Origin of the sequence: Alloacidobacterium sp. (assembly GCF_035631355.1) — a bacterium.
Taxonomy (GTDB): domain Bacteria; phylum Acidobacteriota; class Terriglobia; order Terriglobales; family Acidobacteriaceae; genus Alloacidobacterium.
In genome coordinates this window covers 40,901-59,914 of the sequence record NZ_DASQIX010000069.1, presented here as the reverse complement: position 1 = coordinate 59,914, position 19,014 = coordinate 40,901, and the positions used below count along the sequence as shown (strand labels likewise).

Below are 19,014 nucleotides of genomic sequence, written 5' to 3'. Positions count from 1 at the left end.
CCTTACGAAACAACTACTTTCCTTCAGTATTCTCTGGAGTCTTGTCAAAACGTTTTGACGTAGTTCTTGCCCGGAAGTTGCTTGATGCGTCCTGCAAGCTCCAGTTCAAAGAGCGCGGTAAATACCTCCGATGAACTTAGCTCAGGCTCCAGCTTTTCCATGATCTCGTCAAGTTGCAGGGCCTCGTCGTGGCGAAGCGCGCTCATGACGCGAGTCTCGGCAGGCGGCAGGGGAGCTTCCTCAAATAACGATGCAGCAGATGGCCCTTTCGATGCAAGCTCCCATCCGGCTTCAAGCTCGACGCGGATTTGCGCGGGCAGGTCTTCCCAGATGTCTTCCCAGGTTGCGGTGAGCTTAGCACCCTGCTTAATCAATGTGTTAGGGCCCCAGGCATTCTTGGTGGTGACATTGCCGGGAACGGCGAAGACGTCGCGGTTCTGCTCAAGCGCGCAGCGTGCGGTAACGCGCGTGCCGCTGTGCTCGCCTGCTTCAACTACGAGCACGCCGAGACTCATTCCACTGATGATGCGGTTACGCTTGGGGAAGTTTTGCGGCGCGGGGAAGGTGCCCATTGGGAGTTCTGAAACAATGACGCCGCCGGTTGAAACAATCTGCTCGGCGAGCGATTTGTTTTCCTTGGGGTAGATGACATCAATGCCTGTGCCCCATACTGCGATGGTTTTGCCCTTTGCCGCAAGCGCTCCTTTGTGCGCGGATGTATCGACACCGCGGGCCATGCCGCTGAGGATGACGAGTCCGCGCGCGGCGAGATCGCGCGAAAGCATCTCGGCCATGCCTGATCCGTACGGCGTGGGATGGCGCGTGCCGACGACAGCGATTGCAGGTTTCGACAGAAGAGTTGCATCGCCGCGTATCCATAACAGGGCGGGTGCGTCGAAGATTTCGCGCAGGCGTTCCGGGTAATCGGCGTCGTTGTAAGTGAGGAATGAAGCGCCTGATTTGTTAAGTGATTCGAGTTCCGCGTTTGCAGCGTCCAGAGCTTTGCCGTCCGCGATGTGCTGCACAGCTGCGGCAGGGAATTGCAGCGCTTCGAGTCCGGTGAGCGGGAGGCGGAGTATTTCTTCGGCTGATCCGGCGTCGCGCATGGCGCGCAGGATGCGGCGTGGTCCAAGGCCGGGAGTGAGCGCGAGCGCCAGCCAAGCGAGGCGCTCCTGATCTACGGGTTCTGTATTGGGCAGCAGAGGTTCAGCATGTGTGGCCAAGATGCGAGTGCCTTTTGATGATGAATCTGGTTTGTGGATTTGCTCGGAGAGTAGACGCGGCCTGACGTGAAGTCAAGTTACCGAGGCGTTGTTACACTGACAAGTGCGCCATTTGAAGATTGCTGCCATTAACTTTCTCAATCCCGCCCCGCTGATGTGGGATTTTGAGCATGAGCCAGACAAGAGCCGTCTGGCGGAACGCTATTCCATTCATCAAACTACGCCGGCAGAGTGTGCCGATGAGATGGATCAGGGAACTGCGGACATTGGGTTGATTCCTGTGGCAAGTCTTGCTTTTGCGCCATCCTTGGCTGTTATTCCGGGATGCGCCATCGCTTCGCTGGGTGATATTCGGTCGATTCTTTTGGTCGTGCGCCATGCGGACGGCGTGAGGGGCGCAGGCAAGGTTGCTCTGGATACCTCGTCGCGGACCTCAGCCGTTTATACACGGATTCTGTTTCACAAATACTGGAATGCTGGGGCTGAGTTCGTTTCACATAAGCCTGATCTGGAGGCGATGCTGAAAGTTGCTGATGCGGCGCTGCTGATTGGCGATCCGGCATTGCTGGCGCTTGAAGATCGCGCGGCGCGCGCGCAGCGCACAGGCGAGAAGCTGGCGTATCTCGATCTTGGCCGTGAGTGGCGGGCGCTGACGGGATCGGCGTGGGTGTCGGCGTTCTGGGCGGTACGTCCGGAGGGGCTGCGCGAGGCGGGCGTGAGCGCTCAGTCGGTAACGCGCGACTTTCAGCAGTCGCGGGACAACGGGCTGGCGCACATCGACGATTTGGTTGCGGAGTGGTCTGCGCGGCTGACTGTGCCTGCGGCGACTATTCGTACATATTTGACGCGGAATATTCACTATCATCTCGACAATGCGTGTCTTGAGGGGTTGCAGATCTTTTATCGCTATGGGGTGGAATGCGCCGCGTTGACGGCAGTCCCTGAGCTGCGGTTTCTGTAAATATCGGCAGACGCGAAGGAACAAAGGCGCGTCCAAGATTGCGTGGGCTATCTTCAGAAAGCGGCGCAGCATCATTCGCACAGTCATGGTTTGCCTCTGCCGCGCTGGCTTATTCATTTCGGCGCTCTGGGCATATTTGCGGTGTCCGCGCTTGACGCGTCGGTGGTTCCGCTTCCGATTCCAGGCAGCACGGACGTGCTGATTCTGCTGTTGTCAGCGAGGCACAGCACTCTATGGGTGCTGGTGCTGGCGGGCGTTTCGGGGAGTCTGGTGGGCGGGTATCTGACATGGGGCGCCGGGAAAAAAGGCGGCGAGTCCATGCTGGAAGGGCACGTCCCGAAGCGTTTTTATTCGCGCCTGAAGAACTGGGTGAAGCAGCATGGAGTGGTTAGCGTATGCACCGCCGCCGTTCTGCCGCCGCCGATTCCGCTGCTTCCGTTTCTGCTTGCGGCAGGCGCCTTGGGGGTCTCGCGCAGGCGGTTTCTATGGTCGTTCGGGCTGGCGAGAACGGCGCGATACAGCCTGGTTGCATGGCTAGGCGTGACCTATGGCAGGCGCGTGCTGCGGCTGTGGTCGCGGTATCTGTCAGGTTGGGCGGATGTGATCCTGTGGTCGTTTATCGGGTTGCTTGTTGCGGCGGTTGCGTTTGGGATTTGGAAGTACCGGCATGATCGGCGGGGCTCTCGGCGGGTACATGCTGGTGCTTCGTGAGCAATGACATTAGGTTGAGCGGGACGGTGGCTTAATTTTTCAGTTGCAAGTGAGAACAGAAAAATGCGTGTCCCTCCGATCGCTTTGCTACTGTAGGGATGACAAATCAATTTGTGATATCGCTCAAATTTCCCAGCGGAGCAGGGCGGCGCCGGTGGTGAAGCCTGCGCCTACGCTGGCGATGAGGACGAGGTCATTTTTCTTGAGTCGGCCCTCTTCGCGCGCGGTCTGCATGGCGATGGGGATGGTGGCGGCAGTGGTGTTGCCGTAGCGGTCGATGTTGATGATGACGCGATCGAGCGGCATACCGAGGCGCTCGGCGGTGGAGAGGATGATGCGCTTGTTGGCCTGGTGCGGGATGAAGCAGCCGAGGTCGGCGCCGGTGATGCCGCAGCGGGTCAGCACTTTTTCCGTTGCCTCCGCCATTTTGCGGACAGCGTATTTATAGACAGCCTGCCCGTCCTGACGAACGTAGTGCATCTTCTTCGCCACCGTTTCTGCCGATGACGGATTGAGACTTCCGCCACCGGGCATATAAAGCGAGCAGCCACCGGAGCCGTCAATTTCATGCAGGTAATCGACCATGCCGATCTCGCCTTCTTCGGCGGGCTCGATGAGCACTGCGCCTGCGCCATCGCCGAAGAGGATGCAGGTAGCGCGGTCGGTGTAGTCGAGGATCGCAGACATGGTGTCGGCGCCGATGACGAGCACTTTCGAGTGCGCACCGGATTCGACCAGTTTGAAACCTGTCTGCAGGGCATAGACAAAGCCGGAGCAGGCGGCAGAAAGGTCGAATCCCCATGCGCCTTTTGCTCCGAGTTTGTCCTGAACGAGACATGCCGTTGCCGGGAAGAGCATGTCTGGCGTAACGGTGGCGACGATGATGGCCTCGACCTCGGTTGGCTCGATGCCGCGTTCGGCCAGACATTGTTTTGCCGCTTCGACGGCCATGTCGCTGGTGCCTTTCCCTTTTTCGAGGATGTGCCGCTCGCGGATGCCGGTGCGCTCAACGATCCACTGATCGTTGGTATCGACCATTTTTTCCAGATCGGCGTTAGTCAACAGGCGGGGAGGAACATAGGTTCCGAGGGCAGTGATTTTTGCGCGTCGAGACGTGGTAGGACGCACGGTAAGGCTCAAGGCTCATCTCCATCTACTGCAAAGTAAAGACTATTTTCTATGAGGGTGCGCTTCGATGTCTATGAAAGGTGTGATCACGGCGCGCGGAAATTGTAAAAGTTCTGTGTCAGATGAGGCGGAAATCAACATGTACCGGGCGACCTACTGCGCACACACTAGCCCGTTACCGTTGCTCCCTTCCGGGCCTGGCGGGATTGGCGGGATTGAGTCGCGTAGGACCCGGCACACTTGTGATGATACCACCTTGACGGGGAGGAGTGTTGGCATCGCTGGAAAGCTCACCGCAGAGGACGCTAAGGTTTCGCAGAGGTTCGCAAAGGAGTCCTTTCACCACTGAATACGCAGTGATTTTACATGCCATCCGGTAAAATAAGAGAGTGAGTGAAACGCTTCTTGATGACGCCTGTGTAAGCGTCATCGAATCCCCGAAAACCGAAAAACCGACGCCTCGCCTCAAGGTAGGCTTTGTGAGCCTGGGCTGTCCCAAGAACCTGGTGGACAGCGAAGTGATGATGGGCCTGCTCGACCGGGCCGGCGCGCAAATGACCGCGTCTCCGGAAACCGCCGATGTTCTGGTGGTGAACACCTGCTCGTTTATTGATACGGCCAAACAGGAATCGGTGGACACGATTCTGGAGATGGCACAGTACAAGACAGCGGGAAAAGCGCAGAAGCTGATTGTTGCCGGATGCCTGGTCGAGCGCTACCGTAACGAGATCCAGAAGAACATTCCTGAAGTCGATGCCGTTGTCGGGACCGGAGAGCTGGAAAAGATTCTCGAGGCAGCGGGGCTGGATGCTCCGGTGATTGCCGCTCCGCAGCCTGCATCTCCGTTCAACATTCTTTCCGCAACGGCAGCGGCGCGCGCGGAAGGCGAGCTGCGCGAATCGCAGGGACGCTTTGCACGTAAAGAATGGGGCGGGGCTGATGCTGCGCTGCCGCAGTATCTTTACGACCACACTACGCCGCGCCTGCTGGCGACACGCGGCCCTTCAGCGTACATCAAGATTGCGGAAGGCTGCGACCACCCGTGCAGCTTCTGCGTGATTCCCAACCTGCGCGGCAAGTTCCGCTCTCGGCACTTTGAGTCGGTTGTGGCGGAGGCGGAAAGGCTCGTATCGCAGGGAGTGCAGGAAATTACGCTGATTGGGCAGGACACGACCTGTTATGGCGAAGACCTCGGGTTGAAGGATGGTCTGGCCATGTTGTTAGATAAGCTGGCCTGCATCGAAGGTTTGCACTGGCTGCGTTTTCTTTACGCCTACCCCAACAAGATTACGGGACGGTTGCTGGAGACCATCGCGAAGCACGACAACATCTGCAAGTATCTTGATGTTCCGCTGCAACATGCATCGGGGCCGGTGCTGAAGAGCATGAAGCGCGGCGCCAATGCCGATATTTTTCTGAAGACGATTGAGAAAGTCCGCGTCGCCGTCGCCGGTATTGCGCTGCGAACTTCGTTCATCGTCGGCTTTCCGGGCGAGACGGATGCGGATTTCGAGACGCTTTCAAATTTCGTTCGTGAGGCGCGTTTCGACTGGCTTGGCGTTTTTGGCTACTCCGATGAAGAGGGGTCGGGCGCATTTTCGCTCGATGAGAAAGTTCCGGCGAAGGTGATTGAACAGCGCAAGCGCGCACTGATGCGGCTGCAAAAGGGCCTGAGCAAGAAGGCCAAGCAGCAGTGGGTTGGCAGAACGATGAGCGTTCTTGTGGAAGGCGAATCCGCCGAGACGCCGCTCCTGTGGGAAGGCCGCTCGCAGTTTCACGCGCCTGAGATTGACGGCACAGTCTATATCAACGACTTTGGGCCGCTGGAAGCGATTGCGCCGGGACGCTTCTATGAATGTGAGGTTACAGAAGCGCACGACTATGATGTGGTTGCGCGCGTACTTTCTGAAGCATGAATAAGAAGGCCCCCAAGAAAAACCGCATTTTGCGTTGTCCTACCTGCCGGACGCTGGTGACGGCGAGCAGTGAGGATTTCCCATTTTGCAGCGATCGCTGCCGGCAGATCGATCTGGGGAAATGGGCGAGCGGTGCTTACCGGATTTCCTCGCCGGTGCTCGATCCTGAAGTGTTGGAAGACTTGAAAGGATTGAAGCCGGGCCGCAGCCATGACGACGAAGAGTAAGACCCTCTGGGCGTGGGCTGCAGCTACGTTCTTAGGCGCGGGATTTGGAAAGCCAGGACCGGGAACGTGGGGATCAGTTGCGGCTGCTCTGATTTGGTTTGCGGTTGTGCATTTCGCACACCTTTCTACAGCGCAAACAGCCATAATATCCATCATCGGCGCGGTGCTGGCGCTGCTGATCGGCATTCCTGCGGCAACCATTGTTGAACGGGAGAGCGGACGCGAAGATCCCGGTTATGTGGTGCTGGACGAGGTTTGCGGGCAGTGGATTGCGCTTGCTGCTGCGCCGGCAGACTGGGCTCATGTGTTGCTGGCATTGCTCCTTTTCCGGTTGTTCGACATCCTAAAGCCGTGGCCTGCGCGTCAATTAGAGCAGTTGCCCGGCGGCGGCGGCATTATGCTCGACGATGTCGCGGCGGGAATTTACGCATTGTTGGTATTTCTTCTGATACATCACTGGTGGTAATGTTCTGCTTCGAAGAGAATAGGAAATGAGTCGCTGGTTTCGAGATATGGCCCGAACGACAAGAGCGGACCCTTCAGACACGCCGAGAATCGACACGGTGGCGCCGCCCGCGGCGCTGCCGGGCGGAGAAGTGGAGCTAGCCGGCTCGAATCTGGGTCCGCTGGCGACGCGCCAGCCGGTGGCGATGCTGGGCCAGTTGTCCGCGCCGGTGCTGTTGAGCCGCGGCAGGCGCATGAAGGTGCGCGTTCCTGATGAGGCGGAGAGCGGACCGCTGCAGATATTGCAGAACGGCGCGCAGAGCAATTCCATCAGGCTGCTGGTGGCGGGAATGATTGCGACGGATGTTCATATGGTCGCAAACCCTGCGGTTGACGCAGAGGGCAATATCTACGCCACGCTCTCCGGTTCCAGAGGCCAGAGCACGCCGGTTTCGGTATACCGCATCGGTTCAGACGGGGAAATGCGTCCGTTTGTCACGGGCATCATAAACGCGAGCGGGCTGGCGCTCGATCCAGAAGGTTTTCTGTATGTCTCGTCGCGCAATGACGGCACTGTCTTTCGCGTTTCACCGAACGGCATCTATACGCAATTTGCCGAAGGCATGGGGGTTGCAACGGGAATCGCGTTCGACTCGGAGCAGAACCTGTATGTGGGCGACCGCAGCGGCACGATCTTCAAGATCGCTCCGGATCGGCAGATTTTCGTTTTTGCCACGTTGGAGCCAAGCGTGGCGGCATATCATCTCGCGTTTGACCGCGATGGAACGCTCTATGTAACTGGCCCGACGACATCGAGTTTCGACGCCGTGTATGCGATTGATCGCGATGGCAATTCACGCGTTTTCTATCGCGGGCTGGGCCGCCCACAGGGGTTGGCATTGGACATTGCGGGCAATCTTTATGTCGCGGCTTCATGGCACGGACGGCGGGGAGTGGTGCGCATTACTCCATCAGGAGAAGCGTCCCTCGCAGTGGCTGGGTCGGGAATTGTAGGGCTTGCCTTTGCCCCTGGAGGCGACGTGATTCTGGCAACCAACACTGCCATGTATCATTTAGCTTTGGGAGTAGAAGGATTGCGCTTCTTCTGACCATTGCTCTGCCCTCCGCACTTGCATGAAATGTGAAATTATCGCCATCGGCTCCGAGCTGCTGACGCCTTTCCGTCAGGACACGAACTCGCTCTATCTCACGGAGCGGCTGAACGGGCTGGGCGTCGAGGTTGCGTTCAAGACCATTGTCGGCGACCGCAGAAAAGACCTGACGAATGCGATTCGCACTGCGCTGGGGCGGGTGGACATCGTAATTACGATGGGCGGCCTTGGTCCGACGGAAGATGACTTGACGCGCGAAGCCTGGGCCGATGCGCTGGGCATTGAGCTGAGGCGTGACGCTGATATTGTCGGGCATCTCTATGTGCGCGCGGCGGAGCGACGCTGGCAGCTCACGGAAAATAATCTGAAGCAGGCTGATGTGCTGGCTGGAGCGCAGGTGCTGGAAAATCCGCGCGGCTCGGCGCCGGGGCAGTGGCTGGATACGGTTTACGGAGCGCATCGCAAGCTGGGGATGTTGCTGCCGGGGCCGCCGAGCGAGATCAAGCCCATGTTCGATGAGGAGTGCGTTCCGCGGCTGCGCGCGCTTCTGCCGCAGCGGTTTATCGCCACGCGCACGCTCAAGGCGGCGATGATCGGCGAGTCGCTTGCGGATTCCCGTATTGCGCCGATCTATACGCGCTATACGGATGTGGAGACGACCATCCTCGCGCATCTCGGCGACATTCAACTGACGCTGATCTCGACCAAGTCGACGAAAGAAGAAGCGGAAGCGCGGGTGAATGAACTGGCCAGCCTGATTGAAGAAGAGCTGGATGATTTGATTTATTCGTCGTCGACGCAGGCGGAATCGCTGGAACAGATCGTTTTGTACTACCTTGAAATGCGCGGCGCTACGCTTTCTGTGGCCGAAAGCTGCACCGGCGGATTGATCGCCGAGCGGCTGACGAGCATCAGCGGCAGCTCACGTTCGTTTCTTGGTGGCGCGGTGGTGTACAGCAATGAACTGAAGACGGAGTTTGCCGGCGTTCCCGAGGAGTTAATTGAAGAGAAAGGCGCGGTGAGCCGTGAAGTGGCGATCGCGCTGGCCGAAGGTATTCGCCGTCGCTGCCGCAGCACCTACGGATTGGGTGTGACTGGCATTGCCGGGCCTGGCGGCGCAACGGAAGAAAAGCCGGTCGGGCTTGTTTATATTGCCATTAGCGACGGCGTGCATACGGAAGTTGTTGAGAAGAATTTTTCCGGAGACCGCGAGCGCGTCCGCTTCTACGCGAGCCAGCAGGCGCTGGATATGGTCCGCCGCAAGCTGATGTAGCCGGGGCCTGCTAACCCTATTAGGACGGTCAGCGAGAGGAGCGGATTTTTTCGAGTGCGAGGAATGAGGAGCGACGAATACCGAGTGTATTTTAGCGACGAGGGACGAAGCAATCGAAAAAATCCGCCCTCTCCCTTCGGGTTGCGGCCAAAATCCGGCCATACTTCGTTGTCGTCCTCGACAGTGGTTCCGCCACAATCTTCGGACTCCGCCTCGTCTGACCGGATTTTGGCGCGCAACGCTCACCGCCCTAATAGGATTTAGCAGGCCCTTGCTAAACTCATAATCGAAATGTCTGCCGTCACATATCTGGTGGTCTGTCTGATCGCATATGGCCTCGGGTCGATCCCGTTTGGATATGTGCTGGTGCGGCTCTTCCACAAGGAGGACATTCGTTCCAAGGGCAGCGGAAACATCGGTGCCACAAATGTTGTCCGCTCCGGCGCAAAAGGCCTCGGCGCTCTTACGTTTCTGCTGGACGCGCTGAAGGGCTACATTGCGGTGTGTGCGGCTGGGTGGGTGTTGAATCTGCATACGCTGGAGCAGGTCCCACTGCAGAACGCGATGGCATTTGCAGCGCTCTTTGCCATTCTGGGGCATATATTTCCGGCATGGCTCAACTTCAAGGGCGGTAAAGGCGTAGCTACGGCGCTGGGTGTGTTTATCGCGCTGGCCTGGCTTCCGGCGGTAGCAGCACTGGTTGTATTCGTCGCTATCTTCGCGGTGTCGCGCTTTGTTTCGCTGGCTTCGATTCTCGCTGCCGCGTCGTTTCCCGTTTTTGCCTTTCTGGCTCCGCACTTTCCATATTCGGTGCCCATGATCATGGTGATTCTGATCATCCCGTTGATCGTGATTGCGAAGCACCATCAGAACATCCATCGCCTGCTGAACGGGACTGAGTATCGCTTCGGCAAAACGAAGGCAAGCGCCGCATGAGCCGCATTGCCGTTATGGGCAGCGGCGCGTGGGGCACCGCGATTGCGCTGAGTCTGGCGGGCCGCGGCGGGCATGATGTGACGCTGTGGTCGCACTCGCCCGACGTAAGCGAGACGATTGTCGAGCGCGGCGAGAACACGGTGTTTCTTCCCGGTCTTGCGGTTCCAAAGAGCATCCGCGCGACTTCGAACGTTGAAGAGGCGCTGCGCGATGCGGAGATCGTTGTGAGCGTGATGCCGTCGCATCATGTTCGCGCGAGCTACGAGCAGTTTACGCCGTTTCTGCGCTCGGGCCAGATACTTGTAAGCGCGACCAAGGGCATTGAGGACGCGACGCTGCTGCGCATGAGCGAAGTGATTGCGGACGTGCTCGGAAAGTACGGCCTCAGCCTGCCGGTTGGAGTTCTCAGCGGGCCGTCATTCGCGCAGGAAGTTGCAGCGGGCTTTCCAACTGCGATTACGATTGCATCACAAGATGCCGACCTGACAGCGCGCATCCAGCGCGAGTTCGGCAGCCGGTCTTTGCGGCTCTATACGAATGATGATGTTGTTGGTGTTGAACTGGGCGGGGCGCTCAAGAATGTGATTGCCATTGCCGCAGGGATTGTCTCCGGGCTCGGACTTGGACACAACAGCGCTGCCGCGCTCATCACACGCGGTATCGCCGAGACGACACGCCTTGCTGTTGCGTGCGGTGGATGCAGCGAGACGCTTGCAGGGCTTTCCGGCATCGGCGATCTGGTGCTGACGTGCACCGGCTCGCTGTCGCGCAACCGGACGGTTGGAATCGAGTTGGGCAAAGGCCGGAGGCTGGCCGAGATTCTTGCCGGATTACACGGCAAGGTTGCAGAAGGTGTGCGAACGACTTCCGCTGCGCTTGGCCTTGCCCGCCGCCATAACATCGAGATGCCGATTGTGGAGCAGGTAGCTGCGATTCTGCATGAAGACAAGCCGCCGGTGGAGGCGATGCGCGACCTGATGGCGCGTCCGGGACGCGACGAGTAGCTTGTTACACTCAGAACAGCATGATTCAAACGCTGTTTGGCAGCCTGAACGAACCGGAAAAGAAGAGCATTTTCGACCGCATGAAGGATGCAGTCTCGCGCACGCGGGACAGCCTGGGGGAGCGGATCGAGAGCGTCATCGCGCTCACCCGCGAGGTGGACGAATCAGCGCTCGAAGAACTGGAGATGAGCCTGATCGCTTCCGATCTTGGTGTGACCACCAGCACTGAGATCATCGGCGCGCTGCGGGAGCGCGCGAAACGGCAGCAGATTCGCGACGGCGCGGAACTGAAACAACTGCTGAAGGAGCAGATTCAGGCCATTCTTGATGGACAGCAGCGTCCGGTGAAGACGGTAGCGACGCCGCCTGAAGTCATCATGATGGTGGGCGTGAACGGCACCGGCAAAACGACGACCAGCGGCAAGCTGGCGGCTTATTTCCGCGCGCAGGGCAGGAGCGTGCTGATGTGCGCCGCGGACACCTTTCGCGCGGCTGCGATTGAGCAGCTTGAGGTCTGGGGGCAGCGGAGCGAGGTAGAGATTATTAAGACGCGGCAGGGTGGTGACCCTTCAGCGGCGCTCTTCGACGCGTTGCGGGCGGCGAAGGCGCGCAGCAATGACGTGCTGATTGTCGATACCGCGGGCCGCCTGCACACTAAGAACAGCCTGATGGCCGAGCTCGACAAGATGCGGCGCACGACGCAGCGGATTGTTCCCGATGCTCCGCATGAAGTGTTGCTGGTGATGGATGCGACGACCGGGCAGAACGGATTGCAGCAGGCGCGGCTGTTTACCGAGTCGGCTGGCGTGACCGGCATTGTGCTCACCAAGCTTGACGGGACGGCTAAGGGCGGTATTGCGGTTGCGATTGCGCGTGAGCTGAATCTGCCTGTGCGATTTGTCGGCGTCGGCGAGAAGATTGAAGACCTGCTGCCTTTTGACAGCGCGGCGTTCGTCGATTCGCTGCTTGGAGCTTGAGCTTTGCCTGACGACCTTCAGTGGATGACGCGAGCGCTTGAGCTTGCTCAACGCTCGGTCGGGTTATCGTCGCCAAATCCTGCGGTCGGTTGTGTTCTGGTGCAGGGCGACGGGAGCCTTGTTGGCGAGGGTGTTCACGAATACGACAAGCTCGACCATGCTGAAATCGCGGCTCTGAAAGGAGCTGGAGAGAAAGCGCGCGGCGCGACGGCCTACGTCACACTGGAGCCATGTTCGCATCAGGGGCGGACCGGGCCTTGTGCCGATGCGCTGATTGCCGCGCAGGTCAGCCGCGTTGTTGTCGCGACGGGCGATCCGAATCCTGCGGTGAACGGACAGGGGCTTGCCAAGCTGCGCGCGGCAGGCATTTCCGTTACGACGGATATGCTGCGAGATCAAGCGCGCGCGCTGAATGACGGATTTGCGAAGCACATTCGAAATGGATTGCCTTTTGTTACGTTGAAGGCCGGCCTTTCACTCGATGGGCGGATCGCCCCAGCATCGGTTCCTGCGGGGCAGACGCATTACATTACCAGCGAGGCATCGCGCACTATTGTGCAGCGAATGCGCCACGCTTCGGATGCCGTCATCACCGGTGTTGACACGGTCATTGCCGACGATCCGCTGCTGACAGACCGCAGCGGATTGCGGCGTCGCCGGCCGCTTCTGCGTGTGGTGTTGGATTCGTCGCTGCGGCTGCCTGTCGGGTCGAAGCTGGTCAAGTCGGCGCAAGGTGATGTGGTGGCCTTTCATGCGTCGGCTAATTCTGATCGTGTGTGGGCGCTTGAAGATGCCGGTATCCGGCTGGAGCGGATCGAGGCGGTGGATGGGCACGTCTCGCTGCCGGCTGTAATGAAGCGGCTGGGCGAGAGGCCGGTGCTGAATGCGATGCTCGAAGCCGGTCCGCGGCTGAACAGCTCAGCGCTCGTGTCAGGAGTCGTGGACAAGCTGTGCTTGTTCTATGCTCCGTGTTTTCTTGGAGCGGATGCGGTTCCGCTGCTGGCTGGCGGGCGCATCGCAGCTCCGATTGAGCGCATCTCATGGAAGACTGTTGGAGATGATGTTTGCTTGGAGGGGTATCTGAGGGATCCGTGGGCTTAAAAAAGCCCGGGCCTGAAGGCCCTGAAATGACGTTGCAAATTCACTGGGCTAAAGCCCGGTGCTTCTACCTGAAAAACAGATCCGTCGCTGCGCTCAGTATGACAACTGGCGTAGAGGGATGACAACTGAAGGGGATGAGTAATTCATGTTTACAGGATTGATTGAAGCTACGGGCAAGATTTTGTGCGTTGACGAGAGCGCGGGAACGCTGCGGATTGCAGTGTCGGCGCCGAAGCTGGCGGAGCGGCTGCGGACAGGTGATTCCATTGCAGTCAGCGGCACTTGTTTGACGGCGCTTGATATCTCGGTCAATCCTCCTGTTTTTCATGCCGATCTGGCGGCGGAAACGGTGGCGCGGACTTCGCTGGCTGGGCTGCAGCCGGGCGCTGAGGTCAACCTGGAGCTGCCGACACCTGCAGGCACTCCGCTGGGCGGACATGTTGTTCAGGGGCATGTGGACGCTACGGGGACGCTGCTTGCGCTGGAGCCTGTCTCAAATAGCTCTCAGACTGACTTGTGGCTGCGCGTGGCGGTTCCGGCGAGTGTTGGGCGCTATGTGGTCGAGAAGGGGTCGATTGCGATTGAGGGCATCAGCCTCACTGTAGCCAAATTTGACGGAAAGACAGTCGCGGTTGCGATTATTCCGCACACTTATGCTCATACCAATCTGCACACCTTGAAGGCCGGCGATAAGGTGAATCTGGAAGCCGATGTGATGATGAAGTTCTTCGAGCAGCAGCAAAAGGCTGCGCCTGAGTTTGAATTGACGGTTGATTATCTGATCGCCAACGGATACTGACTTCTGCGGCTTATTGGGATTTCGGAAAACCCCAGGGCTAAAGCCCTTCTGCTAACGAGATCTCTATTCACCGGGCTAATCACCCCAGAACGCGAACATCGCGCGTTCCGGGGACCCCGAGAAGCCCGGTGCTTCTACCTGGCCTTGCCTTCGGCAAGGCTTTTGTTTTGTTTCTTCTTTTTTCGTCTGGCTGTAGACAGCCTACCTCCATGGTAGTAGAGTGTCTGCATCTTATGGCAGAGAAAGAAAATTACAAAAACCGAATTGAGCTATTGCAGGGGACACTGGACATGCTGATTCTGCAGACGCTGCAGTGGGGGACGCAGCACGGGTACGGCATCAGCCAGGCGATCCGTGCGAGCTCGGGCGAGGTGCTGCACGTGGAGACGGGGTCGCTGTATCCGGCGCTGCACCGTCTGGAGCGGCAGAAGTGGATTGCGTCGGAGTGGCGGCTTACAGAGAGCAGGCAACTGGCGAAGTATTACCGGATTACGACGGCGGGGAAGAAGCAATTGGCGGAGAACCGGAGCCGGTGGGAGCAGATGGTGATAGCGATTGGGGGAGTGCTGGGGATGGAGTAAACCCATATCTCGTCGAGATATGGGGCACCCGCACCCATGCTGAGTGAGGGTGTTACTCTCCCACCTTAGCGCCAGAAACGGGCGCTAAGATGGGGCACCTGAGATTTGTGCCTTGTTGAGGGTCCTTGCTGCGCAAGGACAATAGGCGCACCTTCGGTGCGGGTCCTTCGACTTCGCTGCGCTTCGCTCAGGATGACAACATTTTTGGGGAAGAGGTAAATCGTCATGAGGTGGTGGCCGAAGCAGGGCGAGCTGGATGCGGAGATTGAGGCGCATATTCAGATGGCCGTTGCCGAGCGAGTGGCGCGCGGCGAGGATGCGGATGCTGCGAGGCGTGAGGTGGAGCGGGAGATGGGGAACATTCCTCTGGTGAAAGACGTGGCGCGCGAGGCGTGGGGATGGGTGTGGCTGGAGCGGCTCGTGCAGGACTTGCGCTATGCACTGCGGCAACTGCGGAAGTCACCGGCATTTGCGGTGACGGTGATTGCTACGCTGGCGCTGGGCATTGCCGCTCCGGCAGCGATGTTTACGGTAGTGGACCGGGTGATGCTGCGGCCTTTGCCTTATAAGGATGCGGGACGGTTGGTTTATATCAGCGATGCGAGCCAGAGGAATGAGCATGATTACAGGAGCGGCGCGCCGTATCTCGATCTTGCGGAATGGCGGAAGTGGAATAGAAGCTTTGAGAGCATCGGTTATTTTGTGCAGGCGGATAAGCGGAATTTTCTCGAAGGAAAAACGGCAACAGAAGGGGTGGGATTTTATAAGGTCAGCGGGAACCTATTTGCAGTACTGGGGACAGCTCCTGCACTGGGGCGTGATTTTCGCAACGGCCCCGATGGATTTGCGAAGAATGGGGATGAGAGGAGCATCGTCATCAGCGATGCGATCTGGCGGTCGATGTTTGGCGGCGATCCGGGGATACTCGGGCAATCGGTCAAGATCAGCGGTGAACCTTATGTAGTTGTGGGCGTGATGCCGCGCGGGTTCTCGTTTCCATTCGATCCGGCAAGCCAGCAGGTGTGGACGCTGAGGCAGCTGGGTGATGCGGACAAGGGGCGCACAGATGATACTCCCACGTTCACGGTGATTGGGCGGTTGAAGTCCGGAGTGAAGGCTTCGCAAGCGGAAGCGGAGCTGTCGACGCTGCAGAAGCAGATTGCGGTTGGATATGTCGATCCCGAGACGCGGCAGGAGCGTTCGGGAGTATGGCTGGAATCCTATGCAGGATCGCTGGTGGAGAAAGGCACAAAGCGGGCGCTTGAAATGTTGCTGGCAGCGTCCGGCGTGTTGTGGTTGATTGCGTGCGTGAATGTGACGAATCTTCTATTGGCGCGGGCGATGATGCGGCAGCGCGAGGTTGCCGTTCGTGGCGCTCTGGGCGCGGGGCGATGGCGCATCGTGCAGCAGTTCATGGCTGAGGGGCTGCTGCTGAGCGGGTGCGGAGCAGTGATTGGGCTGGGGCTCGCGGTGCTGGCGGTGAAGCTTTTTGCCGCGGGCATGTCGCACCATCTGCCGTTCAGCGTACCAGCTGTTCCGGACTGGCGAGTGGTTGCTGGGTTGCTGGCCCTGACGGCGGCCTCGGCGATGATTTCGTCAATCTGGCCTGCATGGATGTCTGCTCATGCGCCGATTGAGCCAGCGTTGAAGCAGGGAGGATTGCAGACTGGAAGTGCACGCGGGCAGAATCGATTGCGCGGCGCGCTGGTAATGATCGAAATTGCGCTTTCGCTGACACTCCTAGTGGGTTGCGGGCTGCTGCTGCGAACGATTTATGCACTGCGGCATGTGCCACTCGGGTTTCGCACGGACCACATCATCGTGGCGAATTTGCAGATTCCCGGTTATAAATTTGGCGGGCAAAACATGACAAACAACCTTTATCTGCCGTTGCTGGAGCGTGCGAAGCATTTGCCGGGTGTGCAGTCTGCGGGGCTGATGACGGAGGTGCCATTGGGAGAGACGTTCAACATTCATCTTGAACTGAAGATGGACGCTTCGCAGTCCCCGAACAGAAAATCGTGGAAAGTAGTCAGCCTGCTTAAGGCTGCGACACCTGATTTGCAGCAGGTATTTGGGTTCAAGATGTTAGCGGGGCGGTTTTTCAATCAACAGGACACTCCATCGTCGCAGCCTATATTCGTCGTCAATCGCGCCTTTGCTCGAGAGTATTCGCCAGATGAGCAGGACCTGAGCAAAGTCATCGGTATGAAGCTGTGGCACATTAACTCGGGAAAAGATGCGGAAATTGTGGGCGTGCTCGACGACATGCGGCAGAGCGCGGTCGCTGAACCATCGACGCCTGAGGTTGAGGTCTCGATATCGCAGCTCACGCCTGAGAGCGGAATTTACAAGACGCTGGAGGGGATTGCCATGGACCTTGCCGTCCGCACGGACCGCGATCCGAAGATGATGATTTCGGAGCTGCGCGAGGTGCTGCGGCAGGCCGATCCGGCGCTGGTGGGCAGCAACTTTACCACGATGGACCAGGTGGTGGAGGATTCGTTTGGCAGCCAGCGGCTGGCAGCGCATCTGCTGGAGATTTTTGGCGGGTCGGCGCTGCTGCTGTGCGTGGCCGGATTGTATGGGCTGCTGGCCTATGTGGTTTCGCAGCGCACGCGCGAGCTGGGAGTGCGGTTGGCGCTGGGGGCGCAGCGCGGCGATCTACTGTGGCTGGTGCTGCGGCAGGCTTCGGTGATGCTGGTATCCGGCGTGGTGATTGGGCTGGCGTTGGCGATTGCTTCCGGGCGCGTAGTGCGGAGTTATCTGTATGGCGTGAGCGCGCGCGATGGATGGACGCTTGGGTTTGTTGCTTTGATCTTGCTGGTGATTGGGATGGTGGCGGCTTATCTGCCGGCGCGGAGGGCGGCCATGGTGGATCCTATGGAGGCGTTGAGGGCTGAATGAGATTCAGGGAGTAGGGGTTCTTGCTTTCCCATCTTTCGCTTTGCGAAGGATGGGGCACCCGAGATCGTGCTCTGGTCAAGAAAAGCAGGTCCTTCGACTTCGCTTCACTTCGTTACGCTACGCTCAGGATGACAACTTTAAACAACAGCTTCGTCTGAGAATGAGCCAGATAAAGCAACTTCCGCTGACATGAGCAAGCCCTGTGCCCTGTTTCAGTATGCCTGCAATTGCTCAATCGGCAAGCGAATCTGAAAGCAGGTGGCGCCGGGTTCGGATTGCACGCGGACAAAGCCGCGGTGCTTGCGGATGGTGCGCTGTACGCCGTCGAGGCCGAGCCCTAGGCCGCTGCCGGGAGCTTTTGTCGTGAAGAACGGCTCGAAGATGCGGTCCTGAAGCTCGGGTGGGATGCCGGGGCCGTTGTCCCACACTTCGATGAGCAGCATGTCACCGGAGACCTGCACACTCAGCGTGATTTTGCCGTGGTCCTGGATGGCGTCGAGGGCGTTTTCAAGCAGGGCCATCCAGACCTGATTGAGTTCGCTGGCGTAGGCGCTGATGTGCGGCAGCTCTTCGGCGTAGCGGCGCTCGACTTCAACGTGCTGCAGGCGTGACTGGAGCATGGCCAGCGTGTTTTCGAGGCCCTGCGGGATGTCGACTTCCTGGATGGGCGCCTGGTCCATGTAGGAGTAGTCCTTGATGGCGCGGATGAGGTCGAAGATGCGGTTGGTGGAGTCGAGCATGGCCTCGGTCATGCCGCGCGCGCGCAGCGAAGAGGCAAGCTGCGTGAGGATGACGGCGATGGCGTCGGCGTCGAGAAAGCCGGGTAGACACTCGAGCGTTTCGGGTTCGACTCCCGCCTCGGCCAGCTCGGGAGCGATCCTCCACGGATCCTCGATGTTGTGGGCGCGCATCCAGGCGGCGAGCTGGTCCTCGCGCGCGGCAAAGTCTTCGGCCTTGCCGCGATGCTCCCGCGCGTGCTCGATGACTGCCTCCTGCCACTTGCGCACGACGAGGAGATGGGCCTCGGAAAGACAAAGGCTGCCGAGGCGGAACTTTTCGTGTCCGTAGACGTGCAACTCATCGAGCAAGCCGGATGCGGCGCGCTGCGCGGCGGAGGCCGGGTTATTAAGCTCATGGGCGAGATTGCCGGCAAGCTTGCCGAGCGCGTTGAGTTTTTCCGCCTGCTGCTCCATGCGCGTGACTTCGCGCACGCGGTCAAGCAGGATGGAGACGGAGCGCTGCGTCATGGACGGGATGGCGTCGAGCATCTCGGTGAAGAGATCGCGGTGATACATCAGCGCCCAGGTTGGCGCAACGGTGTATCCGTGGCCGCCGTAGGTCTTCATGCGCGAAAACGGGAGCAGGCCGGAGATGATGCCGGAGCGCCCGACCCATAGGGCGGCGGGACCGCCGTGCTCGCGACGGACGTGGATCTCGCCTTTGAGCATGATGGTCATTTCGTTGGCGACGTCGCCTTCATGGAATATGGTTTCGCCCGCTTCAGCAAAGCGCTCTCTGGCATGAGTGGCAAGCCACTCGTATTCAGAATCTTTCAGGCCGTGGAGGGGGATGACGCGCTTGAGCGCGGCGATGATGTCCGGGAGCGGGGTCGCGTTGCGCGGGGTAAGACTCTCGGGGGCGGGGGCGATGCTGGCTGTATTCATGGAACCTTACCTGTTCTGATGGTACATGGTAGTCCAGGATGCGTTTAATC

17 protein-coding genes and 1 other RNA gene are annotated in these 19,014 nt (G+C 59.1%); 14 read left to right on the top strand and 4 right to left on the bottom strand.

The annotated features are described in order from the left end of the window. Positions 1 to 44 precede the first annotated feature (44 nt). Positions 45 to 1,223 carry a DNA-processing protein DprA gene (gene dprA / locus VEV40_RS12900; protein WP_324832845.1) on the bottom strand — a complete coding sequence of 393 codons (1,179 nt, stop codon included), beginning with the start codon at positions 1,221 to 1,223 and terminating at the stop codon, positions 45 to 47. 103 nt (positions 1,224 to 1,326) lie between these two features. Between dprA and VEV40_RS12895 the strand changes: the two genes are divergently transcribed. Together VEV40_RS12895 and VEV40_RS12890 are read left to right on the top strand one after the other, a co-directional pair. Beyond that, a complete protein-coding gene (locus tag VEV40_RS12895; protein ID WP_324832843.1) occupies positions 1,327 to 2,184 on the top strand; it encodes a menaquinone biosynthesis protein in 858 nt (285 codons plus the stop codon). Positions 2,185 to 2,226: 42 nt separating this feature from the next. Next, positions 2,227 to 2,895, top strand: coding sequence for a YqaA family protein (locus tag VEV40_RS12890; RefSeq protein ID WP_324832841.1), 669 nt, complete (start codon positions 2,227 to 2,229; stop codon positions 2,893 to 2,895). A 123-nt stretch (positions 2,896 to 3,018) separates the two neighbouring features. Here the strand turns inward: VEV40_RS12890 and VEV40_RS12885 are convergent, their stop codons facing one another. Both VEV40_RS12885 and ffs read right to left on the bottom strand, forming a co-directional pair. Further along, positions 3,019 to 4,035, bottom strand: coding sequence for a beta-ketoacyl-ACP synthase III (locus tag VEV40_RS12885; RefSeq protein ID WP_324832840.1), 1,017 nt, complete (start codon positions 4,033 to 4,035; stop codon positions 3,019 to 3,021). A 127-nt stretch (positions 4,036 to 4,162) separates the two neighbouring features. Then, positions 4,163 to 4,260, bottom strand: an RNA gene (gene ffs, locus VEV40_RS12880) — signal recognition particle sRNA small type. A gap of 152 nt (positions 4,261 to 4,412) precedes the next feature. Here ffs and rimO point away from each other — a divergent pair. The 12 genes from rimO (at position 4,413) to VEV40_RS12820 (ending at position 17,300) form a co-directional block, all read left to right on the top strand. Then, a complete protein-coding gene (gene rimO / locus VEV40_RS12875) occupies positions 4,413 to 5,939 on the top strand; it encodes a 30S ribosomal protein S12 methylthiotransferase RimO (RefSeq protein ID WP_414637845.1) in 1,527 nt (508 codons plus the stop codon). Then, on the top strand, positions 5,936 to 6,166 hold the full coding sequence (locus VEV40_RS12870) for a DNA gyrase inhibitor YacG (protein WP_324832838.1): 231 nt from the start codon (positions 5,936 to 5,938) through the stop codon (positions 6,164 to 6,166). The genes rimO and VEV40_RS12870 overlap by 4 nt, the downstream gene beginning before the upstream one ends. Further along, positions 6,150 to 6,632 carry a phosphatidylglycerophosphatase A gene (locus VEV40_RS12865; RefSeq protein ID WP_324832836.1) on the top strand — a complete coding sequence of 161 codons (483 nt, stop codon included), beginning with the start codon at positions 6,150 to 6,152 and terminating at the stop codon, positions 6,630 to 6,632. Before VEV40_RS12870 ends, VEV40_RS12865 begins: the two co-directional genes overlap by 17 nt. A 25-nt stretch (positions 6,633 to 6,657) precedes the next feature. Further along, the gene (locus VEV40_RS12860; protein ID WP_324832835.1) at positions 6,658 to 7,719 is read left to right on the top strand and encodes a gluconolaconase; all 1,062 of its coding nucleotides are present in this window, start codon (positions 6,658 to 6,660) and stop codon (positions 7,717 to 7,719) included. A 25-nt stretch (positions 7,720 to 7,744) separates the two neighbouring features. Next, the gene (locus VEV40_RS12855; RefSeq protein ID WP_324832833.1) at positions 7,745 to 8,995 is read left to right on the top strand and encodes a competence/damage-inducible protein A; all 1,251 of its coding nucleotides are present in this window, start codon (positions 7,745 to 7,747) and stop codon (positions 8,993 to 8,995) included. A gap of 291 nt (positions 8,996 to 9,286) precedes the next feature. Then, positions 9,287 to 9,931 carry a glycerol-3-phosphate 1-O-acyltransferase PlsY gene (plsY, locus tag VEV40_RS12850; protein WP_324832831.1) on the top strand — a complete coding sequence of 215 codons (645 nt, stop codon included), beginning with the start codon at positions 9,287 to 9,289 and terminating at the stop codon, positions 9,929 to 9,931. Beyond that, a complete protein-coding gene (locus VEV40_RS12845; RefSeq protein ID WP_324832830.1) occupies positions 9,928 to 10,935 on the top strand; it encodes an NAD(P)H-dependent glycerol-3-phosphate dehydrogenase in 1,008 nt (335 codons plus the stop codon). Before plsY ends, VEV40_RS12845 begins: the two co-directional genes overlap by 4 nt. Before the next feature lie 20 nt (positions 10,936 to 10,955). Beyond that, positions 10,956 to 11,912 carry a signal recognition particle-docking protein FtsY gene (gene ftsY, locus VEV40_RS12840; RefSeq protein WP_324832828.1) on the top strand — a complete coding sequence of 319 codons (957 nt, stop codon included), beginning with the start codon at positions 10,956 to 10,958 and terminating at the stop codon, positions 11,910 to 11,912. Positions 11,913 to 11,915: 3 nt separating this feature from the next. After that, positions 11,916 to 13,013: a bifunctional diaminohydroxyphosphoribosylaminopyrimidine deaminase/5-amino-6-(5-phosphoribosylamino)uracil reductase RibD gene (gene ribD, locus VEV40_RS12835; RefSeq protein WP_324832827.1), complete on the top strand. Its 1,098-nt coding sequence runs from the start codon at positions 11,916 to 11,918 to the stop codon at positions 13,011 to 13,013. Between the two features lie 145 nt (positions 13,014 to 13,158). Then, the gene (locus VEV40_RS12830) at positions 13,159 to 13,812 is read left to right on the top strand and encodes a riboflavin synthase (RefSeq protein WP_324832826.1); all 654 of its coding nucleotides are present in this window, start codon (positions 13,159 to 13,161) and stop codon (positions 13,810 to 13,812) included. A gap of 233 nt (positions 13,813 to 14,045) precedes the next feature. Further along, positions 14,046 to 14,393, top strand: a complete 348-nt coding sequence (locus tag VEV40_RS12825) for a PadR family transcriptional regulator (RefSeq protein ID WP_324832823.1) — start codon at positions 14,046 to 14,048, stop codon at positions 14,391 to 14,393. 225 nt (positions 14,394 to 14,618) lie between these two features. Then, positions 14,619 to 17,300: an ABC transporter permease gene (locus VEV40_RS12820; protein ID WP_324832822.1), complete on the top strand. Its 2,682-nt coding sequence runs from the start codon at positions 14,619 to 14,621 to the stop codon at positions 17,298 to 17,300. Positions 17,301 to 17,512: 212 nt separating this feature from the next. Here the strand turns inward: VEV40_RS12820 and VEV40_RS12815 are convergent, their stop codons facing one another. Then, a complete protein-coding gene (locus VEV40_RS12815; protein ID WP_324832819.1) occupies positions 17,513 to 18,964 on the bottom strand; it encodes a sensor histidine kinase in 1,452 nt (483 codons plus the stop codon). Positions 18,965 to 19,014 lie beyond the last annotated feature (50 nt).